The following is a 17,996-nucleotide window of genomic DNA, read 5'->3' as shown; positions in this document are numbered from 1 at the left end:
GCATCATGAAGGTCTATTCCGAAAACGACGCCAATCCGGCCGCCGTCAAGGACTCCCCCGTCGCCGTCATCGGCTATGGCAGCCAGGGCCGCGCCCACGCGCTGAACCTGCACGATTCGGGCTGCGACGTGATCGTCGGTCTGCGCGAAGGCAGCAAGACGGCGGAAAAGGCGAAGGCGGACGGCCTCAAGGTCATGACCGTCGCGGAAGCCACCAAGGCCGCCAAGCTGATCGCGCTGCTGACGCCGGACATGAGCCATGAAGCGATCTTCGACGCCGAGATCGCGCCCAATCTGTCGGATGGCGACGCGCTGCTCGTCGCCCATGGCTTCACCGTCCTCTACGGCCGCATCAAGCCGGCCGAGGGCATCGACGTCATCATGGTCGCGCCTAAGGGCCCCGGCGATCTCGTTCGCCGCGAATATGAGCGCAAGCGCGGCGTCCCTGCCCTGTTCGCGGTCCATCAGGACGCCAGCGGCAAGGCGCAGGAAAAGGCGCTGGCCTATGCCGCGCTGATCGGCGGTGCGACGGCGGGCGTGCTGAAAACGACCTTCAAGGAAGAAACCGAAACCGATCTGTTCGGCGAGCAGGCCGTTCTGTGCGGCGGCGCGACCGAGCTGGTTCTGGCCGGGTACGAAACGCTGGTGAACGCCGGTTATCAGCCGGAAATCGCCTATTATGAGTGCCTGCACGAGCTGAAGCTGATCGTCGATCTGCTCTATGAAGGCGGCCTGGAAAAGATGCACGAGTTCATCAGCGAGACCGCGATCTACGGCGATCTCGTCTCCGGCCCGCGCGTCGTGAACGACGAAACGCGTGCACGCATGAAGGACGTTCTCACCGACATTCAGAACGGCACCTTTGCGCATAACTGGATCCTGGAGAACCAGGCCGGGAAGACGCGCTACAACAAGATGCTGGAAAACGATCTCGCCCATCCGATCGAGGAGACCGGCAAGCAGCTGCGCGCCCTGATGCCGTGGCTGCAGACCGGCTCCAACACGGCCAAGAACTAAGTCCTCCGGAAGCAGGAACCGATCCCATGTCCACCGCTCAAGCCGAAATCGCCGATACCGGCATCGCGCAAGAACCCGCCATCGCCACCCGCACGGGTGCCGAACTGGTGGTCGATACGCTGGAGCGGCTGGGCGTGGAATCGGTGTTCGGCTATCCCGGCGGGGCGATCATGCCCGTCTACGACGCGCTCGCCCGCGGAAACGTCAAACATTACCTCGTCCGGCACGAACAGGCCGCCTCCTTCGCCGCCGATGCGGCGGGGCGCATGTCGGGCCGCGCTGGCGTGTGCATCGCCACCAGCGGGCCGGGCGCGACCAATCTGATCACCGGCATCGCCAATGCGTTCATGGACTCCGTTCCCATGGTCGCGATCACCGGGCAGGTGCCGCAGACGCTGATGGGCACCGACGCCTTTCAGGAGATCGACATCTTCGGCCTGACGCTGCCGATCGTGAAGCACAGTGTCGTCATCCGCCATCCGCAGGACATTCCGGCGGCGCTGGCGGAGGCCTTTGCCATTGCAGAGGGCGGGCGCCCCGGCCCCGTTCTGGTCGATTTGCCCAAGGACGTGCAGCAGGCCGTTTGCGGCCAGTGGGACGATGTGATGGAGGGCGACGACCTGCGCCCCTCGCCCAGCCCCGAAAGCCTGGAGCAGGCCGAACAGCTGATCGCGGGCGCGAGCAAGCCCCTCCTTTATATCGGCGGCGGCGTCGGGCGATCGAACGCGACCGATCTGGTGCGCGAGATTTCCGAGCGGACGGGCATTCCCGCGGTCGCCACGCTGCAGGGCCTGGGCGTTCTGCCCGCCGAGCATCCCAATTTCGTCGGCATGCTGGGCATGCATGGCGGCAAGGCGGCCAATATGGCGGTGCAGGAATCGGACTTGCTGATCGTGATCGGCGCGCGCTTCGACGACCGTGCGACCGGCAATCTGGCGAGCTTTGCGCCGAATGCCTCGGTGGTCCATATCGACACCGATGCCGCCGAGTTCGGCAAGCTGCGTCATGCCCATTCCACCATGTGCGGCGATCTGAAGCGCTGCCTGCGCACCATCGAATTCACGCCCGGCGACATTTCCGAATGGCAGGCCGAGACGCGCCGCCTGAAGGAAGAGCACGCCCCGCGCTACGATGCGCCCGGCAACGGCGTGTTCGCGCCGGAGCTTCTGAAAAAACTGTCCGAGCGCGCGGGCGACGATTTCGTCGCCGCCTGCGATGTCGGCCAGCATCAGATGTGGGTGGCGCAGCATTGCCGCTTCTCCCGCCCGCAGGCGCATCTCACCAGCGGGGGCCTGGGCGCCATGGGCTACGGTCTGCCCGCCGCCATCGGTGCGAAGGTTGCCGAACCGGACGCCACGGTCGTGTGCGTTTCGGGTGACGGCAGCTTCATGATGAACGTGCAGGAGCTGGCCACCCTGCGCCGCTACAACATCCCGGTGAAGATCGTGCTTCTGGACAATTCGATGCTGGGCCTGGTGCGGCAGTGGCAGGAGCTTTTCTTCGAGGGCAATTATTCCGAAGTCGATCTCAGCGACAATCCCGATTTCGTGGAAGTCGCCAACGCCTTCGGGATCGAGGCCTTTTCGGTCGATCTCAAGTCCCAGGTGGACGATGCGATCGACCGGCTGTTGGCCGCCAAGGGGCCGATCCTGGCCCATGTCCGGATCGATCCGGAAGAAAATGTCTGGCCGCTGGTGCCGCCGGGCAAATCCAATGCCGAAATGATGGAGAGCAAGTGATGAGCATTCAGAACATCCGCATCGAATTCGCGTTTGCCGAAGGTGCTCTTCGCCGGCTTCTAGGGGTGATCGAGGCGCGCGGCTGGGCCATCCACTCCATGCAGATGGGCTCCGACAGGGACCGTTCCATCATGACGCTGTCCTTGGGCCCGCGCGACGGCACCCGCAAGATCGAGACGTTGATCCGCCAGGTCAGCCGCGTCTACGGCGTCATTTCCGCGCAGCATATCGACGGCGCGACCAGTTTCATCAGGGAGATTCCCCGTGCCGCAGCAGGATAAGATTTCCGAACCGGAGAGCGATGTAGGCGACGTACGCCGCATCGCGATTTTCGACACCACCCTGCGCGATGGCGAGCAGGCACCGGGCTTTTCGATGAGCACCGAGCGCAAGCTCGGCATTGCCCGCGCGCTGGCGGACCTCAATGTCGATGTGATGGAAGCCGGTTTCGCCGCCGCCTCCCCCGGCGATGCCGAGGCGGTGGCCAAGGTGGCCGAGGAGATCGACGGCCCCGTGATCTGCTCGCTCGCCCGCACCCGCGACGGCGATATCGAAGCAGCCCACCGCGCGCTGGAGAAATCCTCCAACAACCGCCTGCATCTGTTCATCGGGACGAGCCCGCTGCACCGCGAGGCGAAGCTGCGCATGGACCGCGATCAGGTGCTGAAGGAAATCGAACGCTCCATCGGCGTGGCGCGCGGCAAGTTCGGCCAGATCGAATTTTCCGCCGAGGACGCGATCCGTACCGAGCGCGACTTCCTGATCGAGGCGCTGCAGGTGGCCGCCGACGCGGGCGCGGACGTGCTGAACGTGCCCGACACGGTGGGCTACACCAGCCCGGAAGAGATGTACGAGCTGTTCCGCGATCTCAGCGCCCAGGTGAAGCGCCGCGATCATGTGATCTTTTCCACCCACTGCCATGACGATCTGGGCATGGCCGTCGCCAACAGCCTGGCCGCCATCCGCGGCGGTGCGGGGCAGATCGAATGTTCGATCAACGGCATCGGCGAGCGTGCGGGCAACTGCGCGCTGGAAGAGGTGGTAATGGCGCTGAAGACCCGCGCCGATCATTACCAGGCCGATACTGGCATCCGCACGCAGGGGCTCTACGCCGCCTCCGGCCTGCTGGCCGAGAGCACCGGCAACGCGCCGCCGCGCAACAAGGCGGTGGTGGGCCGCAACGCCTTTGCCCATGAAGCGGGCATCCACCAGCACGGCATGCTGGCCAACCGCCAGACCTATGAGATCATGGAGCCGTCCGACGTCGGCATGCCCTCCACCCTCGTGCTGGGCAAACATTCGGGCAAGCACGCGCTGCGATCCCGCCTGGAAGCATTGGGCTATGATATCGGCGACAACCGGATGGAAACGCTGTTCGCGGACTTCAAGACCCTCGCCGATTCCAAGCGCGAGGTGACCGATAACGATCTGGTCGCCATGATCGAGGGCGAGGATGTGGCGAACGTCTGGCATCTGGTGCGCGCCGAACTGCGCACCGGCACCAAGGCAACGGCGAACCCAACCGCGAAGCTGGTGGTCGATCACCGGACGCGCGGACGCCTTAGCGCCATCGGCCACGGCACCGGCCCGTTCGAGGCGCTGTCAGATGCCTTCTGCATCGTTGCCGAGGTGGAAGGCACGCTGGACAGCATCGATGCCCACCAGCTGGCGCGCGAGATGGACATCGAGGTGGGCCTGACCGTGGAGGGGCAGAAGATCCTCGGCCGCAGCCAGAATACCGACGTCATCGTCGCCGCCGCCGAAGCGCTGCTCGCCGCGTTCAACAATTATGCGCGCAAGACGGCGAAAGAGGCCGAAGCTGCGGAGGCTGCGGCATGACCGCCCGTAGCCTGTTTGACAAATTATGGGATCGCCATGTCGTCGTGCCCGAAAGCGCGGACGCCCCGGCGGTGCTCTATATCGATCTGCACCTGATCCATGAGGTGACGAGCCCGCAGGCCTTTTCGGAGCTGGAACGGCGCGGGCTTCCCGTACGCCGTCCGGACCGGACCAAGGCGACGCTCGATCATAGCACGCCCACCCTGCCCGCCGGGGCGGACGGCAAGCTGCCTTATGCCACCGAGCAGGCCGAGGCGCAGGTCGCGCGCCTCATCGCCAACACGCAAAAACACGGGATCGAGCTGTTCGGCCTGGGCGATCCGCGCCGCGGCATCGTGCATGTGATCGGCCCGGAGCTGGGCCTCACCCAGCCCGGCAAGACCATCGTGTGCGGCGACAGCCACACCAGCACGCACGGCGCTTTCGGCGCGCTGGCCTTTGGCATCGGCACCACCGAAGTCGGCCATGTGCTCGCGACGCAATGCCTCTTGCAGCGCAAGCCCAAATCGATGCGCGTCACTGTGGACGGCGTGCTGCCGCCCGGCAGCAGCGCAAAGGACATGGCGCTCGCCATCATTGCCGCGGTCGGCGCGGACGGCGGCCAGGGCTATGCCGTGGAATTCGCCGGCAGCGCGGTGCGCGCGCTCTCGATGGAAGGGCGCATGACCCTGTGCAACATGGCGATCGAGGCGGGCGCGCGCGTCGGCCTGGTCGCGCCGGACGACACCACCTTCGCCTGGCTGGAAGGGCGCGAGCGGGTGCCCGAGGATTGGGACGCCGCGGTTGCCGATTGGCGCACCCTCGCCAGCGACGCGGAAGCTTGGTTCGACAAGGAAGTGTCGCTGGACGGCGCGGCGATCCAGCCGATGATCACCTTCGGCGTCTCGCCCGATGCCGCCGCCGCCGTCTCGGGCACCCTGCCCGGCACGGACAGCGAGGGCGCGCGCCATGCCAACGACTATATGCGCTTCGCCGAGGACCAGCCCTTCACCGCGCAAGGCGTGGACCGCGTGTTCATCGGCAGCTGCACCAACTCGCGGCTGGAAGATCTGCGCGCTGCGGCGGACGTGATGCGCGGACGCAAGGTGGCGGACGGCGTCGTCGCCCTCGTCGTCCCCGGCTCCGAAGCCGTGCGCCGCGATGCCGAGGCGGAGGGCCTGCACCAGGTCTTCACCGCCGCCGGGGCCGAATGGCGTGAGCCCGGCTGTTCGATGTGCATCGCCATGAACGGGGACAAGGGCGCGCCGGGCGAGCTCGTCGTTTCCACGTCGAACCGGAACTTTATCGGCCGCCAGGGCAAGGGCGTGCGCACCGTGCTCGCCAGCCCCGCCACCGCCGCGGCCAGCGCCGTCGCGGGCCACATCGCGGACCCGCGCGAATATCCCGCGCTGGAACAGGAGATCGCCTGATGTTCGAACCGTTCCAGCGCCTCAAGAGCGGCACCGTCGTGCTGCGGCAGGCCAATATCGATACCGATCAGATCATCCCCGCGCGTTTCCTTACGACGACGAGCCGCGAGGGGCTGGGCGAAAACGCCTTTTACGACTGGCGTTACGACGATGCCGGCGCCCCGTGCGAGGACAGCCCGCTCGACGGGCCGGAGCATGAAGGCCACGCCATCCTGGTCGCCGGACCCAATTTCGGCTGCGGGTCGAGCCGCGAACATGCGCCCTGGGCGCTGTCCGATTTCGGTTTCCGCGCCGTGGTCAGCTCCGACATCGCCGATATCTTCAAGAGCAATGCGCTGAAAAACGGCCTGCTGCCCGTGGAAATCGACGCCGAAACGCACGCCAAACTGCTCGACCGGCCGGGCCGCGAGGTCACCATCGATCTGGAACAGGGCCTCCTGACCAGCGGCAACGACATCGAGGCGCGCTTCACGGTGGAGCCGTTCGCGCGGCAATGCCTGCTCGAGGGAAACGACCCGCTCGCCTATCTCACCGACCGGATGGACGCCATCACCGCTTATGAGGACGCCCGCGCATGAGCCGCAAGATTGTCTGCCTGCCCGGCGACGGCATCGGCCCCGAAGTGCTGGAGGGCGCGCGCACAGTGCTGGAAGCGGCGGATAAACGCTTCGGCCTCGGCCTGTCCTTCGAAAACCACGATTTCGGCGGCATCGCCATCGATAAACATGGCGACCCCTTCCCGGAGGGGACCCGCGCGGCCTGCGAGGGCGCGGACGCGGTGCTGCTCGGCGCGGTCGGCGGCCCTCAATGGGAGGGCGGCGAGGTCCGCCCCGAACAGGGCCTGCTGGCCCTGCGCAAAACGCTCGGCACCTTTGCGAACCTCAGGCCCATCACGCTGTTCGAGGGGCTGGAACATCTCTCCCCGCTGAAGGAAGACCGCGCGGCGGGCATCGACCTGTTGATCGTGCGCGAGCTGACCGGCGGCATCTATTTCGGCAAGCGGAAGGAAGGCGAGACGCACGCCACCGACGAATGCGCCTACAGCGCCGAAGAGGTGGAGCGCGTCGCGCGCATCGCCTTCAAGGCGGCGCAAGGCCGCTCGGGCCGCCTCACCTCGGTCGACAAGGCGAATGTGCTCGCCTCCAGCCGCCTGTGGCGCCGCGTCGTCGTGCGGATGCAGGCCGAGGAATTCCCGGACGTCACGCTCGATCACATGCTGGTCGACGCCATGGCGATGAAGCTGATCGAGGCGCCCGCCTGGTTCGACGTGATCCTGACCGAGAATATGTTCGGCGACATCCTGTCGGACGAAGCCTCGGTTCTGGCAGGCTCGATCGGCCTCGCCCCCAGCGCGTCGCTCGGCGACGGCGTCGGCATTTACGAACCCATCCACGGCAGCGCGCCGGACATTGCGGGCCAGGGCAAGGCCAACCCCCTCGGCATGATCCTGAGCGCCGCGATGATGCTGCGCCACTCGCTTGACGCCGCCGACGCGGCAGACGGAATCGAGGCCGCGGTACAAGCGCACCTGGCGAGCGGCGCACGCACCGCCGATCTGGGCGGAACGGCTGGGACGGGCGAAACGGCTGAGGCGGTGGCGGAGCGGCTGGGCAGCTGAAAAGCTGGGCCCCGGATCAAGTCCGGGGCGCAGCTCCCCTCAAAACCACTTCAGCCATTTGAAGATCGCGATCTGCACGCCGAAGATCCCTAGGCACAGCAGCACCGTGTCCCAGAACGCATGAGCGCTGTTCACGCCCGGCATGCCGCCGACATTGATGCCCAAGAGGCCGGTGACGAAACCCAGCGGCAGGAAGATCGCGGCGACCAGCGACAGGACGTAGTTCGTCCGGTTGGACTGCGCGTTGGCGCGGGCGTTGAGATCGTCCTGCAGCACGAGCGCGCTTTCCTTCGATACGTCGATGTCCTCCAGATAACGCGACAGCCGGTCGATCGTGTCGCGCAGATCGCGGCGGTTCTGCTTGTTCAGCCACGGCACCGCGGCGCGGCCGATGTCGCGCAGCGCCTCGCGCTGGGGGGACATATGGCGCTTCAGCGACAGGCAGTTGCGGCGAATGTCGGTGATCTGGTCCTGGATATCGTCGGGCTCGTAATCGTCCTCATGCTCCTCCAGATCGTCGATAACCGCGTTCATATCGACGATCGAGCTGCCCATCTTGGCCACCATCGTTTCGGCCAGCTCCACCACCAGATCGCCCGCCGAACGCGGGCCGTGCCGCCGGTCGATATCGGCCAGCACCTCGCGCGGGGAATGGAGCGGGCGGCGGCGCAGGGTGATGACGCGGCAATGATCGGCCAGCATCTGCATGGAGATCATATCCTCCGGCTCCGCGCCTGGATTGAAGTTGATGCCGCGCAGGATGGTGATGAGCCATTCGTCCTCGCGAAAGGCACGTGGGCGGGTTTCCTCCAGCGTCAGCGCCTCGACGGTACTTTCGGGCACACCGAGCGTTTCGTGCAGCCAGTCGAACACCTCGTCATGCGCGCGGTCGCAATGGACCCACAGCACTTCGCCCTTCGCGGCGGGCTGCCAGCACCGCGCCTCATCCCAGTCGATCGGCCGCCCGCCACCCTTGCCGTCGAGCACGCGCCCGAAAATCAGCGGCATCGGGGCGGGTTCTTCTTTGTTGTCCTGCATCGGCGCAGGATTATGGGGAAATAGGGGCCAGGGCAATTGCGCGGACGCGAAGGGGCGCTGTCCATCCGGCACCGACGCGTTTAGAGCGGGACGCGATGACGACCGTCCACCTCTTCGCCAAATATCCGACGCCGGGGAAAGTGAAGACGCGGCTGATCCCGGCGCTGGGCGCGGGCGGCGCGGCGGCGCTGCACCGGCGGCTGACCGAGCGGACGGTGGCGGCGATGCGCGCGGCGGGCCTGCCCTTCGCCGTACGCTACAGCGGCGCGGACGAAGCGGCGTTTGCCGAGTGGCTGGGCGCGGATGTGCGGCTGATCGAACAGGGCGACGGCGATCTGGGTGCGCGCATGGGCCGGGTGGAAGCGCCCGCAGTGCTGCTGGGCGCGGACGTGCCGGACCTGTCAGCCGATCACATCCGCGCGATGGCGGCGGCGCTGGAGCGCGCGCCCGTCGCGATCGGCCCGGCGGAAGACGGCGGCTATTGGAGCATCGCCTTTGCCCGTGCCCTCCCTTTGCTGTGGAAGGCGATGGACTGGGGCACCGACCGCGTATTGCCCGAGACGCTGCGGCGGCTGGAGGCGGCGGGCATCGAACCCGCTTTGCTGGAAACGCTCGCCGATTGCGACCGGCCCGAAGATCTGGAGCGCTGGCCGTGGCTAAGCGCCTAGAACCGGGCGGCGTAACCGTCCTGATCCCCGCGCTGAACGAGGCCGCCGCGCTGCCCCGACTTGTGGCGGCGCTGGAGCGGCTGGAACCGCAGCCTGCGGAAATCCTCTGCATCGATGGCGGCAGCACGGACGACACGATCGCTATTGCTGAGGCCGCAGGCTGGCGCGTGCTCGGCTGCGAGAAAGGCCGCGCGAAGCAGATCAATTTCGGCGTGGCCGAGGCGCGCGGCGACACCGTGGTGGTGCTCCATGCCGACACCATCCCCCCGCCGGACCTCGTGGGGGTGGTGCGCGATACGCTGGCGGACCGGCGCACCGCGCTCGCCGGATTCACGCCGCTGATCGGCGGGCAGCCGCATGAGAAAACCCGCTGGGTGACGAGCGCGCATAATTGGGCAAAGACCTGGTACGCGCCGCTGCTGTGCCGCCCGCATCTGTTCCTGCGCGGGGTGCGGCTGCTGTTCGGCGACCATGCGATGTTCTTCCGCCGCGCCGACTTCCTCAGCGTAGGCGGCTTCACGCCCGGCGATCAGGTGATGGAGGAGGCGGACCTGTGTATCCGCATGGCGCGCATCGGCCGCATTCGGCTGGTGCCCCGCTTCATCCACACCTCCGACCGTCGCATCGCCGCCTGGGGGCCGTGGAAGGCGAACTGGATCTATTTCAAGGTCGGCATCCTTTGGGCCGTCGGCGCGCGGGCGCGGATGGCGCGGGATTATCCGGATGTGCGGTAAGGGGGCGTTCGCTTACTCCCCGCGCAAGAACCCCTGCGCGATACAGTACGCGATCTGCCGCCGGAAATAGTCCGCATCCGCCGGCGGCGCATTCAGCCCGGTGAGTGCGCGCAAGTTCGTATCATCGAACGCGGGGGAGCGCTGGAAGTAGCTGGCGTACACCGCCGCCACGCGGCCGTAGAGGCGGCGCTCCAGCGGGGGTAAAGCCGCGGGATCGAACGCCGCCGGATCGACCCGCTCCGGCGCGGAGAATTGCGGCCATGCGCCGATGCCATCGCAGAAATCCGCCACCGGCAGCGCGCCGCCGGAGACGAGGTGGAAGATGCCGCCATCGGCCTCCCCCATCCGCTCAGCGATCGCCGCGATCCCGGCGGCGACATGGTCGATCGCCACGAAATCCAGCGTCGCATCTTCCCGCGCGGGCACATGCCGGATGCGCCCCTCGGCAAACAGTTTGAACGCCTGATAGATGGTGTCGAACTGGCGGATGCGGCCCGATGCCGCCTCGCCCAGCACGATCGAGGGGCGCGCGATGGCGTGAACCAGCCCGCTGCCGCGCACCAGCGCCTCCGCGGCGGCCTTGCTCGCCTCATAGCCATTGGCGAAATCGGCATCCGCGCGCACCGGCTCCTCGGCCACCGGCCCGTTGGTGCGCCCGCACACATAGGCGGTGGAAACATAGAGGAACGCCGCGCCGAGACCCCGCGCTAGCTCCAGCGCGTGGGCGGTCCCTTCCACATTCACCGCGGCATAATCCGCGTCCGAGAGATCGAAGCGCAGGCTGGCGGCGGAGTGGATGACGACATCGATCGCGCCCGGTGCCGCCGGATCGATCCCGCAAAAGGCTTGCGTGATATCTCCCTTGTGCGCCGCCGCCAAAGCCACCGCCGCGCCGTCATTGCCGCGCACCTCCGGGTTGCGATGGACGAGCGCGTGGACGCGGTGCCCGGCCTTTGCCAGACGCGCGCAAACCTCGCCGCCGATCAGCCCGGCGGCGCCCGTGACGAGGATGTTCAGCAACAGCCGGAACTTGCCGCCGAAACGGTGACATCCGCGGCGCCGGCAAACGGGCTATTCGTGCCGCAGCCGGGAAACACACCGAAATGGCGGCTGAAATCGCCGAAAAATTCGAAATGTTCGGCCAGCCGCGTTTCGGCGAGCATCTTCCACGTGTTGCCGCACACCGCGAACATGCGGCCCGCCTCGATATGGTGGTGCCCGTCCAGATCGAACGCGCGCTCAGCCCCTCCGATCGTGCCCTTGTACCGCACGGCCTGGCCGTAATCCTCACATTGCGGCTCCAGCCCGTCCAGCTTGAACAGGCGGAAGGTGGCGCTGTGGAAGGCGATGCCATCCAGCTTCGCCGCAGCTTCGGCGTCGTTGATGCCGAGCGGGCGATCGGTGACGAGGCGCGGATCGGCAAAGCCCGCCTCCTTCGCCAGCCTGTCGAAATCACCCCAATACAGCGCCCCGGACAGGCATTCGCCGTGCAGCACCGGATCGTTCAGCAGATGCGCGGGCACGCGGCGGTCCGCATACACATCCGAAAAATACAGCTCGCCGCCCGGCTTCAGCAGCTTGTGCGCGGCGGCGAAGACGGCGGCCTTGTCCGCCACCAGATTGATAACGCAGTTCGATACGATGACGTCGAAGCTGCCTTCCTCCAGCCCCAGCTGATCGAGCTTCTCGATATCGCCCTCGACGAAGCGGACGTTGCTCTTGGCATAGCCGAAGCGCTCCCGGTGCCATTCCAGATGTTCGTTGGCGACGGCGAGCTGTTCCGGCGTCGCGTCCACCCCGGTCACGCTGCCTTTTTCACCGACGAGCTGCGCCAGGATATAGGCGTCCTGCCCGCTGCCCGAGCCGAGATCGAGGATATGCGCGCCTTCGATGGCTTCGGGCACCACGAGGCCGCAGCCATAATAGCGCGCCTTCACCTCCGGATGCACGGCGGCCAGCGCGGCGCGGATATGCGGGGCGGGTGCCTCCGCTGTGCAACAAGCGTCGGTGCGCAAGTCTGCGCTGCCGCCGAGCACTTTACCGTAATAATCGCGGGAATTTTCCAGATTCATGGGCATCCTTCGTGGGTGGTTTTGCGTAGGCCAATGCTGTTACGCATGCGCCGGATCGGCGGATGCGCGCGGCGTCGCTTCGGCGCCGGCTCATCGCATAGCAAGCTGCGCTTCGATAAGGAAAGTCCATGACCGCCACCAAACGCGCGCGCAACATGCCGACGGGCCCTTCACCGTTCACCCCGGCAGAGGCGGACGCGCTGGCGCTGGCGCTGGAGAAATTCCGCGATCCGCGCACCACCGCCAAGGGGGAGCCGCGCGCGCATGTCGGACTCAAACGGCTGGAGACCCTGTGGTTCAACACCGGTTCGCTGTGCAATCTGGCCTGCGCCACCTGCTTCATGGAGAGTAGCCCCACCAACGACGCCCTGGTCTATCTGACGCGCGCAGAGACCGCGCGCTTCATGAACGAAGCGGATGCAGGCTTCGACACGCGCGAAATCGGTTTCACCGGCGGGGAGCCGTTCATGAACCCGGAAATCATGGACATGCTGGAGGACGCGCTGGGCCGCGGTTACGATGTGCTGGTGCTGAGCAACGCGATGAAGCCCATGCGGCGGCGCGAGGAGGCGCTGCTGGCGCTGAAGGCGCAGCATGGCGACCGGCTCACCATTCGCGTCAGCCTCGATCACTACACGCAGGCGGCGCATGAGGGCGAACGGGGTGCCAATAGCTGGACGCCCGCGATCGACGGGCTGCAATGGCTGTCGCGCCAAGGTTTTTCCATCGCCGTGGCCGGACGCCATCTGCCGCATGAAGACGATGCTGCGGCGCGCGCAGGCTATGCCGCTTTGTTTGCGCGGCATGGCATCGCGATCGATGCTGCCGATCCGTCGCGGCTCGTGCTGTTTCCGGAAATGGACGAAACCAAGGACGTGCCGGAAATCACCACCGCCTGCTGGGGCATCTTGGACATATCGCCGTCCAGCGTGATGTGTTCGTCCAGCCGCATGGTGGTGCGCAAAAAGGGATCGGAGGCCGCGGGCGTCGTCGCCTGTACGCTGCTGCCCTATGACGAGGAGTTCGATCTGGGGACCACGCTGGCGGCGGCAAACCATACCGTATCCTTGAATCATCCGCATTGCGCGCGTTTCTGCGTGCTCGGCGGGGCCAGCTGTTCGTAGCGCGCGGGCACAAATTCGCCCTGTCCTACAGGGGGGCTTTGGGTTAGGCATGGGGCATGACACGCCGCCCTTCCCCATCGCCCTTTCAGGTGGATATTCAGCCTTTCGGGCTGTGTTCGCGGGGTTTGCACTTTCCGTCTCTGGACAGTGTGAAGCGGTGTGAAGCTCCCCAATAGCGAAAGCCCACAGCCCATGCATGAAGCCGTCATCGTCTCCACCGCCCGCACCCCCATCGGCAAGGCCTATCGCGGCGCCTTCAACGATACCGAAGCGCCGGTTCTGGGTGGCCATGTGATGAAGGCCGCTGTCGAGCGCGCAGGCATCGATCCCGCCACGATCGACGACGTGTTCTGGGGCGTGGGCAACCAGTGGGGCACGCAGGGCGGCAATGCCGCGCGCATGGCGATCTTCGAGGCAGGCCTGCCGATCGAGGTGCCCGGCTTCACGCTGGATCGCAAATGCGGCTCCGGCCTCACCGCCGCCGCGCTCGCCGCCCGCTCGATCATGGCGGGCGACATCGACGTGGCCCTGTCCGGCGGCATGGAGTCGATCAGCCTCACCGTCACCAAGGACGCACCGCGCTACGTGAACCAGAGCGTGATCGAAAAGCAGCCGCACGCCTACATGCCGATGATCGAGACCGCGGAGATCGTCGCCGAGCGCTACGGCATCAGCCGCGAGGCCCAAGACGAATATGGCGCGATGAGCCAGCAGCGCGCCGTTGCCGCCACCGAAGCCGGTAGGCTGGGCGAGGAGATCGTGCCCATCACCACCACCAAGAAGCTGTATAACAAGGACGGCAGTGAGGCGGGCAGTGAAGAGGTGACGCTCTCCCAGGACGAAGGCCTGCGCCCCGGCACCACGGCGGACGCGCTGTCCGGCCTCAAGACCGTCTGGAAGGGCGGCGAGGTGATCGAGGAAGGCACCAACATCACCGCGGGCAATGCCAGCCAGCTGTCCGACGGTGCCGCCGCGCAGATCCTGATGAGTCGCGAGCGGGCCGAGGCGGAAGGCCATGAAATCCTGGGCATCTACCGCGGCTTCCAGTCGGCGGGTTGCAAGCCGGAGGAGATGGGCATCGGCCCGGTGTTCGCGGTGCCCAAGCTGCTGGACCGCGCAGGCCTGAAGGTCTCCGACATCGGACTGTGGGAGCTGAACGAGGCGTTCGCCAGCCAGTGCCTCTACTGCCGCGATGAGCTGGGCATCGATCCGGACATCTACAACGTCAATGGCGGCGCGATCGCCATCGGCCACCCCTTCGGCATGACCGGCGCACGGCTGATCGGTGCGGCGCTGCTCGAAGGGCGGCGGCGCGGCGTGCGCCACGTGGTCGTCACCATGTGCACCGCGGGCGGCATGGGCGCGGCCGGGCTGTTCGAACTGCCCTGAGCCGCCGCGTCCACCGCCCCCCATCCGAACCGAAAGCCCCGACATGAAGCCCATCGCCGCGCTCACCGCCCTCCTCCTCGCAGGCTGTGCCGCCACGCCGCCCGTGACCACCGCCGCGAGCGCCCCGCCCGCCGCGGAGCCCGCGGGTGAGGCGAGCGAGGATGCGCGGCTCAACGCGTTCCTGGACGCCGCGTTCGACGAGGCGGTGGCGATGAGCCCGCAGGCGATGACCAGCCTCGGCCTCAAGACGGACTACGACAAGCTGGACGACAACACCCCCGCCGCCGAAGCGCGCGCGCTGGAGCTGGAACAGCGCCAGCTGGCCGCAATGCGCGCGCGGTTCGATCCGGCGAAGCTGGGCCCCACCGCCCGGCTCAGCTACCGCCTGTTCGAGGAAAAGGTGGCCACCGACGAAAAGCAGTACGCCTATCGCGACTATGGCTTCCCGGTCTCCACCAACGGCAGCCCGGCGGGCGAGATCCCGGTGTTCCTCATCAACCAGCACCGCATCGATACGGTGCAGGACGCGAAGGACTACATCGCCCGGCTGCGCGATACCAAGCGCGTGATGGAGGAGACCGCGGCGACCATGCGGCGGCAGGCGGCGATGGGCATCGTACCGCCCGAAATGGTGTTCGAACCCGCGCGGGCGGATGCCAAGCTGGTGCTCACCGGCGCGCCCTTCACCGACGGCGAAGACAGCAGCCTGCTCGCCGACTTCAAGGCGAAGGTCGGCAAGCTCGACGCACCCCAGGCCGAGAAGGACCGGCTGATCGCCGAAGCGAAGGCGGCGATGACCGGGCCGTATCGCGAGGGGTACGACGTCCTGCTCAGCGCGCTCGACGCCATTGAGCCGCAGGCGAAGGGCAATGACGGCGCGTGGAGCCTGCCGAATGGAGAGGCCTATTACGACGCCCGACTGAACTTCTACACCACCACCGATCTGACCGCCGATCAGATCCACCAGATCGGCCTGAACCAGGTCGCCGCGATCCGCGCCGAGATGGAGGCGGTGAAGCAGGAGATCGGTTACGAAGGAACGCTTGAGCAGTTCTTCCAGGCGCTGCGCACCGATCCGAAATACCAGTACTCCAACGATGCGGCGGGCCGGGAGGCCTATCTGGACGATGCCCGCGCGGCGGTCGCGCGGATCATGGCGGTGGCTCCGCAATGGTTCGAGCGGCTGCCCAAGGCGCCCTTGGAGGTGCGTGCGGTGGAGCCGTTCCGGGAGGAGACCGCATCGGTCGCTTTCTACAACCGTCCCGCGCCAGATGGGTCGCGGCCCGGCATCTTCTACGTCAATCTGGCGGACATGACGCAGGTGCAAAAGCCGCAGGTGGAGGCCATCGCGTTCCACGAAGGCGCGCCCGGCCATCACTTCCAGATCGCGCTGGCGCAGGAGCTGCCCGATCTGCCCAAGTTCCGCCGCTTCGGCTATTACGGCGCCTATACCGAAGGCTGGGGGCTCTATTCCGAGCGGCTGGCGGCGGAGATGGGCGGCTATGACGACCCGCTCGCCCGCTTCGGCATGCTGAGCCTGCAGATGTGGCGGGCGATCCGCCTCGTCACCGACACCGGGCTCCACGCCAAGCGCTGGAGCCGCCAGAAGGCTATCGACTACTTCACCGCCAATGCCCCGCTATCGAAGCGGGACATCGAGAAGGAGGTGAACCGCTACATCAACAACCCGGGCCAGGCGACGAGCTACATGATCGGCCAGCTCAAGATCGCCGAGCTGCGCGCGCGTGCGGAGAAGGCGCTGGGCGACAAGTTCGACATCCGGGCGTTTCACGAGGTGATCCTGGGCCAGGGCGCGCTGCCGCTCGATGTGCTCGAGGAACAAGTGGACGCCTATATCGCGGCCAACCGCTGATGTGGGCGCCGACCGATATCGAAGCCGCCTTTGCGGACGTGACCGAGCACTGGTCCCCCAAGGTGATCGGGCAGGTTAACGACCAGCTGTTGAAGGTCGCCAAGCTGAAGGGCGAGTTCGTCTGGCACGACCATGCGGGCGAGGACGAGCTGTTCTGGATCGTGAAGGGTCGCCTGCGCATCGAATTCGAGGATGGCGTAGCGGAAATCGGCGAGGGCCAGTTCCTCACCGTGCCCAAGGGTGTACGGCACAATCCGGTGGCAGAAGAGGAGTGCTGGGTGCTCCTGATCGAGCCTGCCAGCACCAAGCATACCGGCGAAGAGATGACGGAACGCACCCGCTCGCTGGAGGAACAGATGCGCTAGGGCCCGCCAGCGCCTCAGTCCTCGCGCCCGTTCTCGATTTCCGGACTCACCTGCGCATGGGCGAGCAGCGCGAAGATCAGTGTCCCGCCGATGATGTTGCCGAGGAGCGCCGGCAGGATGAAGCCGAAGATCGCGAAGCCGACGCTGGCGTTGCCGGTTACCACCAGCAGCCACGCCTCGCCCGAACCCGCGACGACGTGGGCGAAGTTGCCGAGGCCGACGAAATAGGTGAAGAACAGGATGATCCAGAACTCCTGACCCCGCCCGACCGGCAGCGACCAGGCGACGGCGGCGAGCAGGAAGCCTGCCGGAATGCCGCCGAGAACGGTCTCGAACGGCGTGTGGGTCAGGATAGACCGCGACACCGCGATCATGCCCTCAAGATGGCTCTCCCAGCCGACCAGATGATTGCCGACGAGGAGCATGATGAACAGCGTACCGAGCATGTTGGCGATGAACACGATGCCCCAGAGCCGGCCGAGCCGCAGCAGGTTTGACAGCGTCGGGCTGGTGGCAACGGGGATGGTGGCGGATAGCGTGCTCTCGGTAAACAGCTGCATGCGGCCCATGATCACGATCAGGAAGCCGACGGTGTATCCGAAGCTCGCGATGATGGGCCGCCAGGGCGTGTCCGGCAGCGCTGACTCCAGCATGCCCTCGCCCAGGACGGAGGACGCGATGGCGATGCCTGCTGCGATGCCGGACCAGAACAGCGACAGCGCCGGACGGCGCAGCTCGTCATGGCCCTGCCGCCGGATGACCTCATGCACCACATAGCTATCGACCGATGCGCGCTTCCTGACCTGAAGCCCCTCTTCGCGGCTCAGATCGACCTCGTCATCAGGGTCTTCGAGCCGCTCTTGCTGCCCTTGCGCCTCGTCCTGCCCGCGCCGCACGCAGTCATGCGCGGGGTTGGGCCGATCCTGTTTGTCGTCTTCGGAGTTCATCAAACGCCTTCATCGGCGCTGGCCCGGCACGGGGCAAGCGCTTTGGGTGAACGCGGCGGGACGCACCGCGGGGGGATTGGAAATGGGGAAAATACGAACCCGTTGCAGTTCAGGACGCACCAGATGGCGCTGCGGTTCCCGGATCTAGGTGCCGCCGCCGGCCGC

At 66.6% G+C, this 17,996-nt stretch carries 17 protein-coding genes; 13 read left to right on the top strand and 4 right to left on the bottom strand.

Annotation, left to right across the window (positions count from 1 at the left end; all coding sequences use genetic code 11):
• The first annotated feature begins 5 nt into the window (after nucleotides 1-5).
• From ilvC to leuB, 7 genes are read left to right on the top strand one after another with little or no spacing between them, the layout of a single operon-like run.
• The gene (gene ilvC, locus H7X45_RS15070) at nucleotides 6-1,016 is read left to right on the top strand and encodes a ketol-acid reductoisomerase (RefSeq protein ID WP_187335548.1); all 1,011 of its coding nucleotides are present in this window, start codon (nucleotides 6-8) and stop codon (nucleotides 1,014-1,016) included.
• A gap of 26 nt (nucleotides 1,017-1,042) precedes the next feature.
• Entirely contained in the window at nucleotides 1,043-2,755 is a 1,713-nt protein-coding gene (ilvG, locus tag H7X45_RS15065; protein WP_187335547.1) for an acetolactate synthase 2 catalytic subunit, read from the top strand.
• Nucleotides 2,755-3,036, top strand: a complete 282-nt coding sequence (locus H7X45_RS15060; protein ID WP_187335546.1) for an ACT domain-containing protein — start codon at nucleotides 2,755-2,757, stop codon at nucleotides 3,034-3,036. The genes ilvG and H7X45_RS15060 overlap by 1 nt, the downstream gene beginning before the upstream one ends.
• Nucleotides 3,020-4,594, top strand: a complete 1,575-nt coding sequence (locus H7X45_RS15055) for a 2-isopropylmalate synthase (RefSeq protein WP_246449501.1) — start codon at nucleotides 3,020-3,022, stop codon at nucleotides 4,592-4,594. Before H7X45_RS15060 ends, H7X45_RS15055 begins: the two co-directional genes overlap by 17 nt.
• On the top strand, nucleotides 4,591-6,003 hold the full coding sequence (gene leuC / locus H7X45_RS15050; protein WP_187335545.1) for a 3-isopropylmalate dehydratase large subunit: 1,413 nt from the start codon (nucleotides 4,591-4,593) through the stop codon (nucleotides 6,001-6,003). Before H7X45_RS15055 ends, leuC begins: the two co-directional genes overlap by 4 nt.
• Nucleotides 6,003-6,581 carry a 3-isopropylmalate dehydratase small subunit gene (leuD, locus tag H7X45_RS15045; RefSeq protein ID WP_187335544.1) on the top strand — a complete coding sequence of 193 codons (579 nt, stop codon included), beginning with the start codon at nucleotides 6,003-6,005 and terminating at the stop codon, nucleotides 6,579-6,581. The genes leuC and leuD overlap by 1 nt, the downstream gene beginning before the upstream one ends.
• Nucleotides 6,578-7,621 (top strand): 3-isopropylmalate dehydrogenase, encoded by a 1,044-nt coding sequence (leuB, locus tag H7X45_RS15040; protein ID WP_187335543.1) that lies wholly within the window; start codon nucleotides 6,578-6,580, stop codon nucleotides 7,619-7,621. The genes leuD and leuB overlap by 4 nt, the downstream gene beginning before the upstream one ends.
• Nucleotides 7,622-7,660: 39 nt before the next feature.
• Here leuB and H7X45_RS15035 read toward each other — a convergent pair whose 3' ends face one another.
• Nucleotides 7,661-8,629 (bottom strand): zinc transporter ZntB, encoded by a 969-nt coding sequence (locus H7X45_RS15035; protein ID WP_232343319.1) that lies wholly within the window; start codon nucleotides 8,627-8,629, stop codon nucleotides 7,661-7,663.
• 125 nt (nucleotides 8,630-8,754) lie between these two features.
• Between H7X45_RS15035 and H7X45_RS15030 the strand changes: the two genes are divergently transcribed.
• Together H7X45_RS15030 and H7X45_RS15025 are read left to right on the top strand one after the other, a co-directional pair.
• The gene (locus H7X45_RS15030) at nucleotides 8,755-9,327 is read left to right on the top strand and encodes a TIGR04282 family arsenosugar biosynthesis glycosyltransferase (protein ID WP_187335541.1); all 573 of its coding nucleotides are present in this window, start codon (nucleotides 8,755-8,757) and stop codon (nucleotides 9,325-9,327) included.
• A complete protein-coding gene (locus H7X45_RS15025; RefSeq protein WP_246449499.1) occupies nucleotides 9,312-10,061 on the top strand; it encodes a glycosyltransferase in 750 nt (249 codons plus the stop codon). Before H7X45_RS15030 ends, H7X45_RS15025 begins: the two co-directional genes overlap by 16 nt.
• Before the next feature lie 12 nt (nucleotides 10,062-10,073).
• On the opposite strand, the gene H7X45_RS15020 is transcribed toward H7X45_RS15025, so the two are convergent.
• Both H7X45_RS15020 and H7X45_RS15015 read right to left on the bottom strand, forming a co-directional pair.
• A complete protein-coding gene (locus H7X45_RS15020) occupies nucleotides 10,074-11,081 on the bottom strand; it encodes an SDR family oxidoreductase (protein WP_187335540.1) in 1,008 nt (335 codons plus the stop codon).
• The gene (locus H7X45_RS15015) at nucleotides 11,075-12,133 is read right to left on the bottom strand and encodes a methyltransferase domain-containing protein (RefSeq protein ID WP_187335539.1); all 1,059 of its coding nucleotides are present in this window, start codon (nucleotides 12,131-12,133) and stop codon (nucleotides 11,075-11,077) included. Before H7X45_RS15015 ends, H7X45_RS15020 begins: the two co-directional genes overlap by 7 nt.
• 128 nt (nucleotides 12,134-12,261) lie before the next feature.
• Here H7X45_RS15015 and H7X45_RS15010 point away from each other — a divergent pair, with 128 nt between their 5' ends.
• The 4 genes from H7X45_RS15010 (at nucleotide 12,262) to H7X45_RS14995 (ending at nucleotide 16,884) form a co-directional block, all read left to right on the top strand.
• A complete protein-coding gene (locus H7X45_RS15010) occupies nucleotides 12,262-13,257 on the top strand; it encodes a radical SAM protein (protein ID WP_187335538.1) in 996 nt (331 codons plus the stop codon).
• Nucleotides 13,258-13,449: 192 nt separating this feature from the next.
• Nucleotides 13,450-14,646: an acetyl-CoA C-acyltransferase gene (locus tag H7X45_RS15005; RefSeq protein ID WP_187335537.1), complete on the top strand. Its 1,197-nt coding sequence runs from the start codon at nucleotides 13,450-13,452 to the stop codon at nucleotides 14,644-14,646.
• Nucleotides 14,647-14,689: 43 nt separating this feature from the next.
• Nucleotides 14,690-16,519 carry a DUF885 domain-containing protein gene (locus tag H7X45_RS15000; protein ID WP_187335536.1) on the top strand — a complete coding sequence of 610 codons (1,830 nt, stop codon included), beginning with the start codon at nucleotides 14,690-14,692 and terminating at the stop codon, nucleotides 16,517-16,519.
• Nucleotides 16,519-16,884 (top strand): cupin domain-containing protein, encoded by a 366-nt coding sequence (locus tag H7X45_RS14995; RefSeq protein ID WP_187335535.1) that lies wholly within the window; start codon nucleotides 16,519-16,521, stop codon nucleotides 16,882-16,884. Before H7X45_RS15000 ends, H7X45_RS14995 begins: the two co-directional genes overlap by 1 nt.
• Nucleotides 16,885-16,898: 14 nt before the next feature.
• On the opposite strand, the gene H7X45_RS14990 is transcribed toward H7X45_RS14995, so the two are convergent.
• Nucleotides 16,899-17,831, bottom strand: a complete 933-nt coding sequence (locus H7X45_RS14990) for a formate/nitrite transporter family protein (RefSeq protein ID WP_187335534.1) — start codon at nucleotides 17,829-17,831, stop codon at nucleotides 16,899-16,901.
• Nucleotides 17,832-17,996: the final 165 nt, after the last annotated feature.

This window comes from Novosphingopyxis iocasae (genome assembly GCF_014334095.1).
Lineage (GTDB): Bacteria > Pseudomonadota > Alphaproteobacteria > Sphingomonadales > Sphingomonadaceae > Novosphingopyxis > Novosphingopyxis iocasae.
The sequence above is the reverse complement of the archived record's forward strand: the minus strand, read 5'-3'. Positions and strand labels throughout refer to the sequence as shown.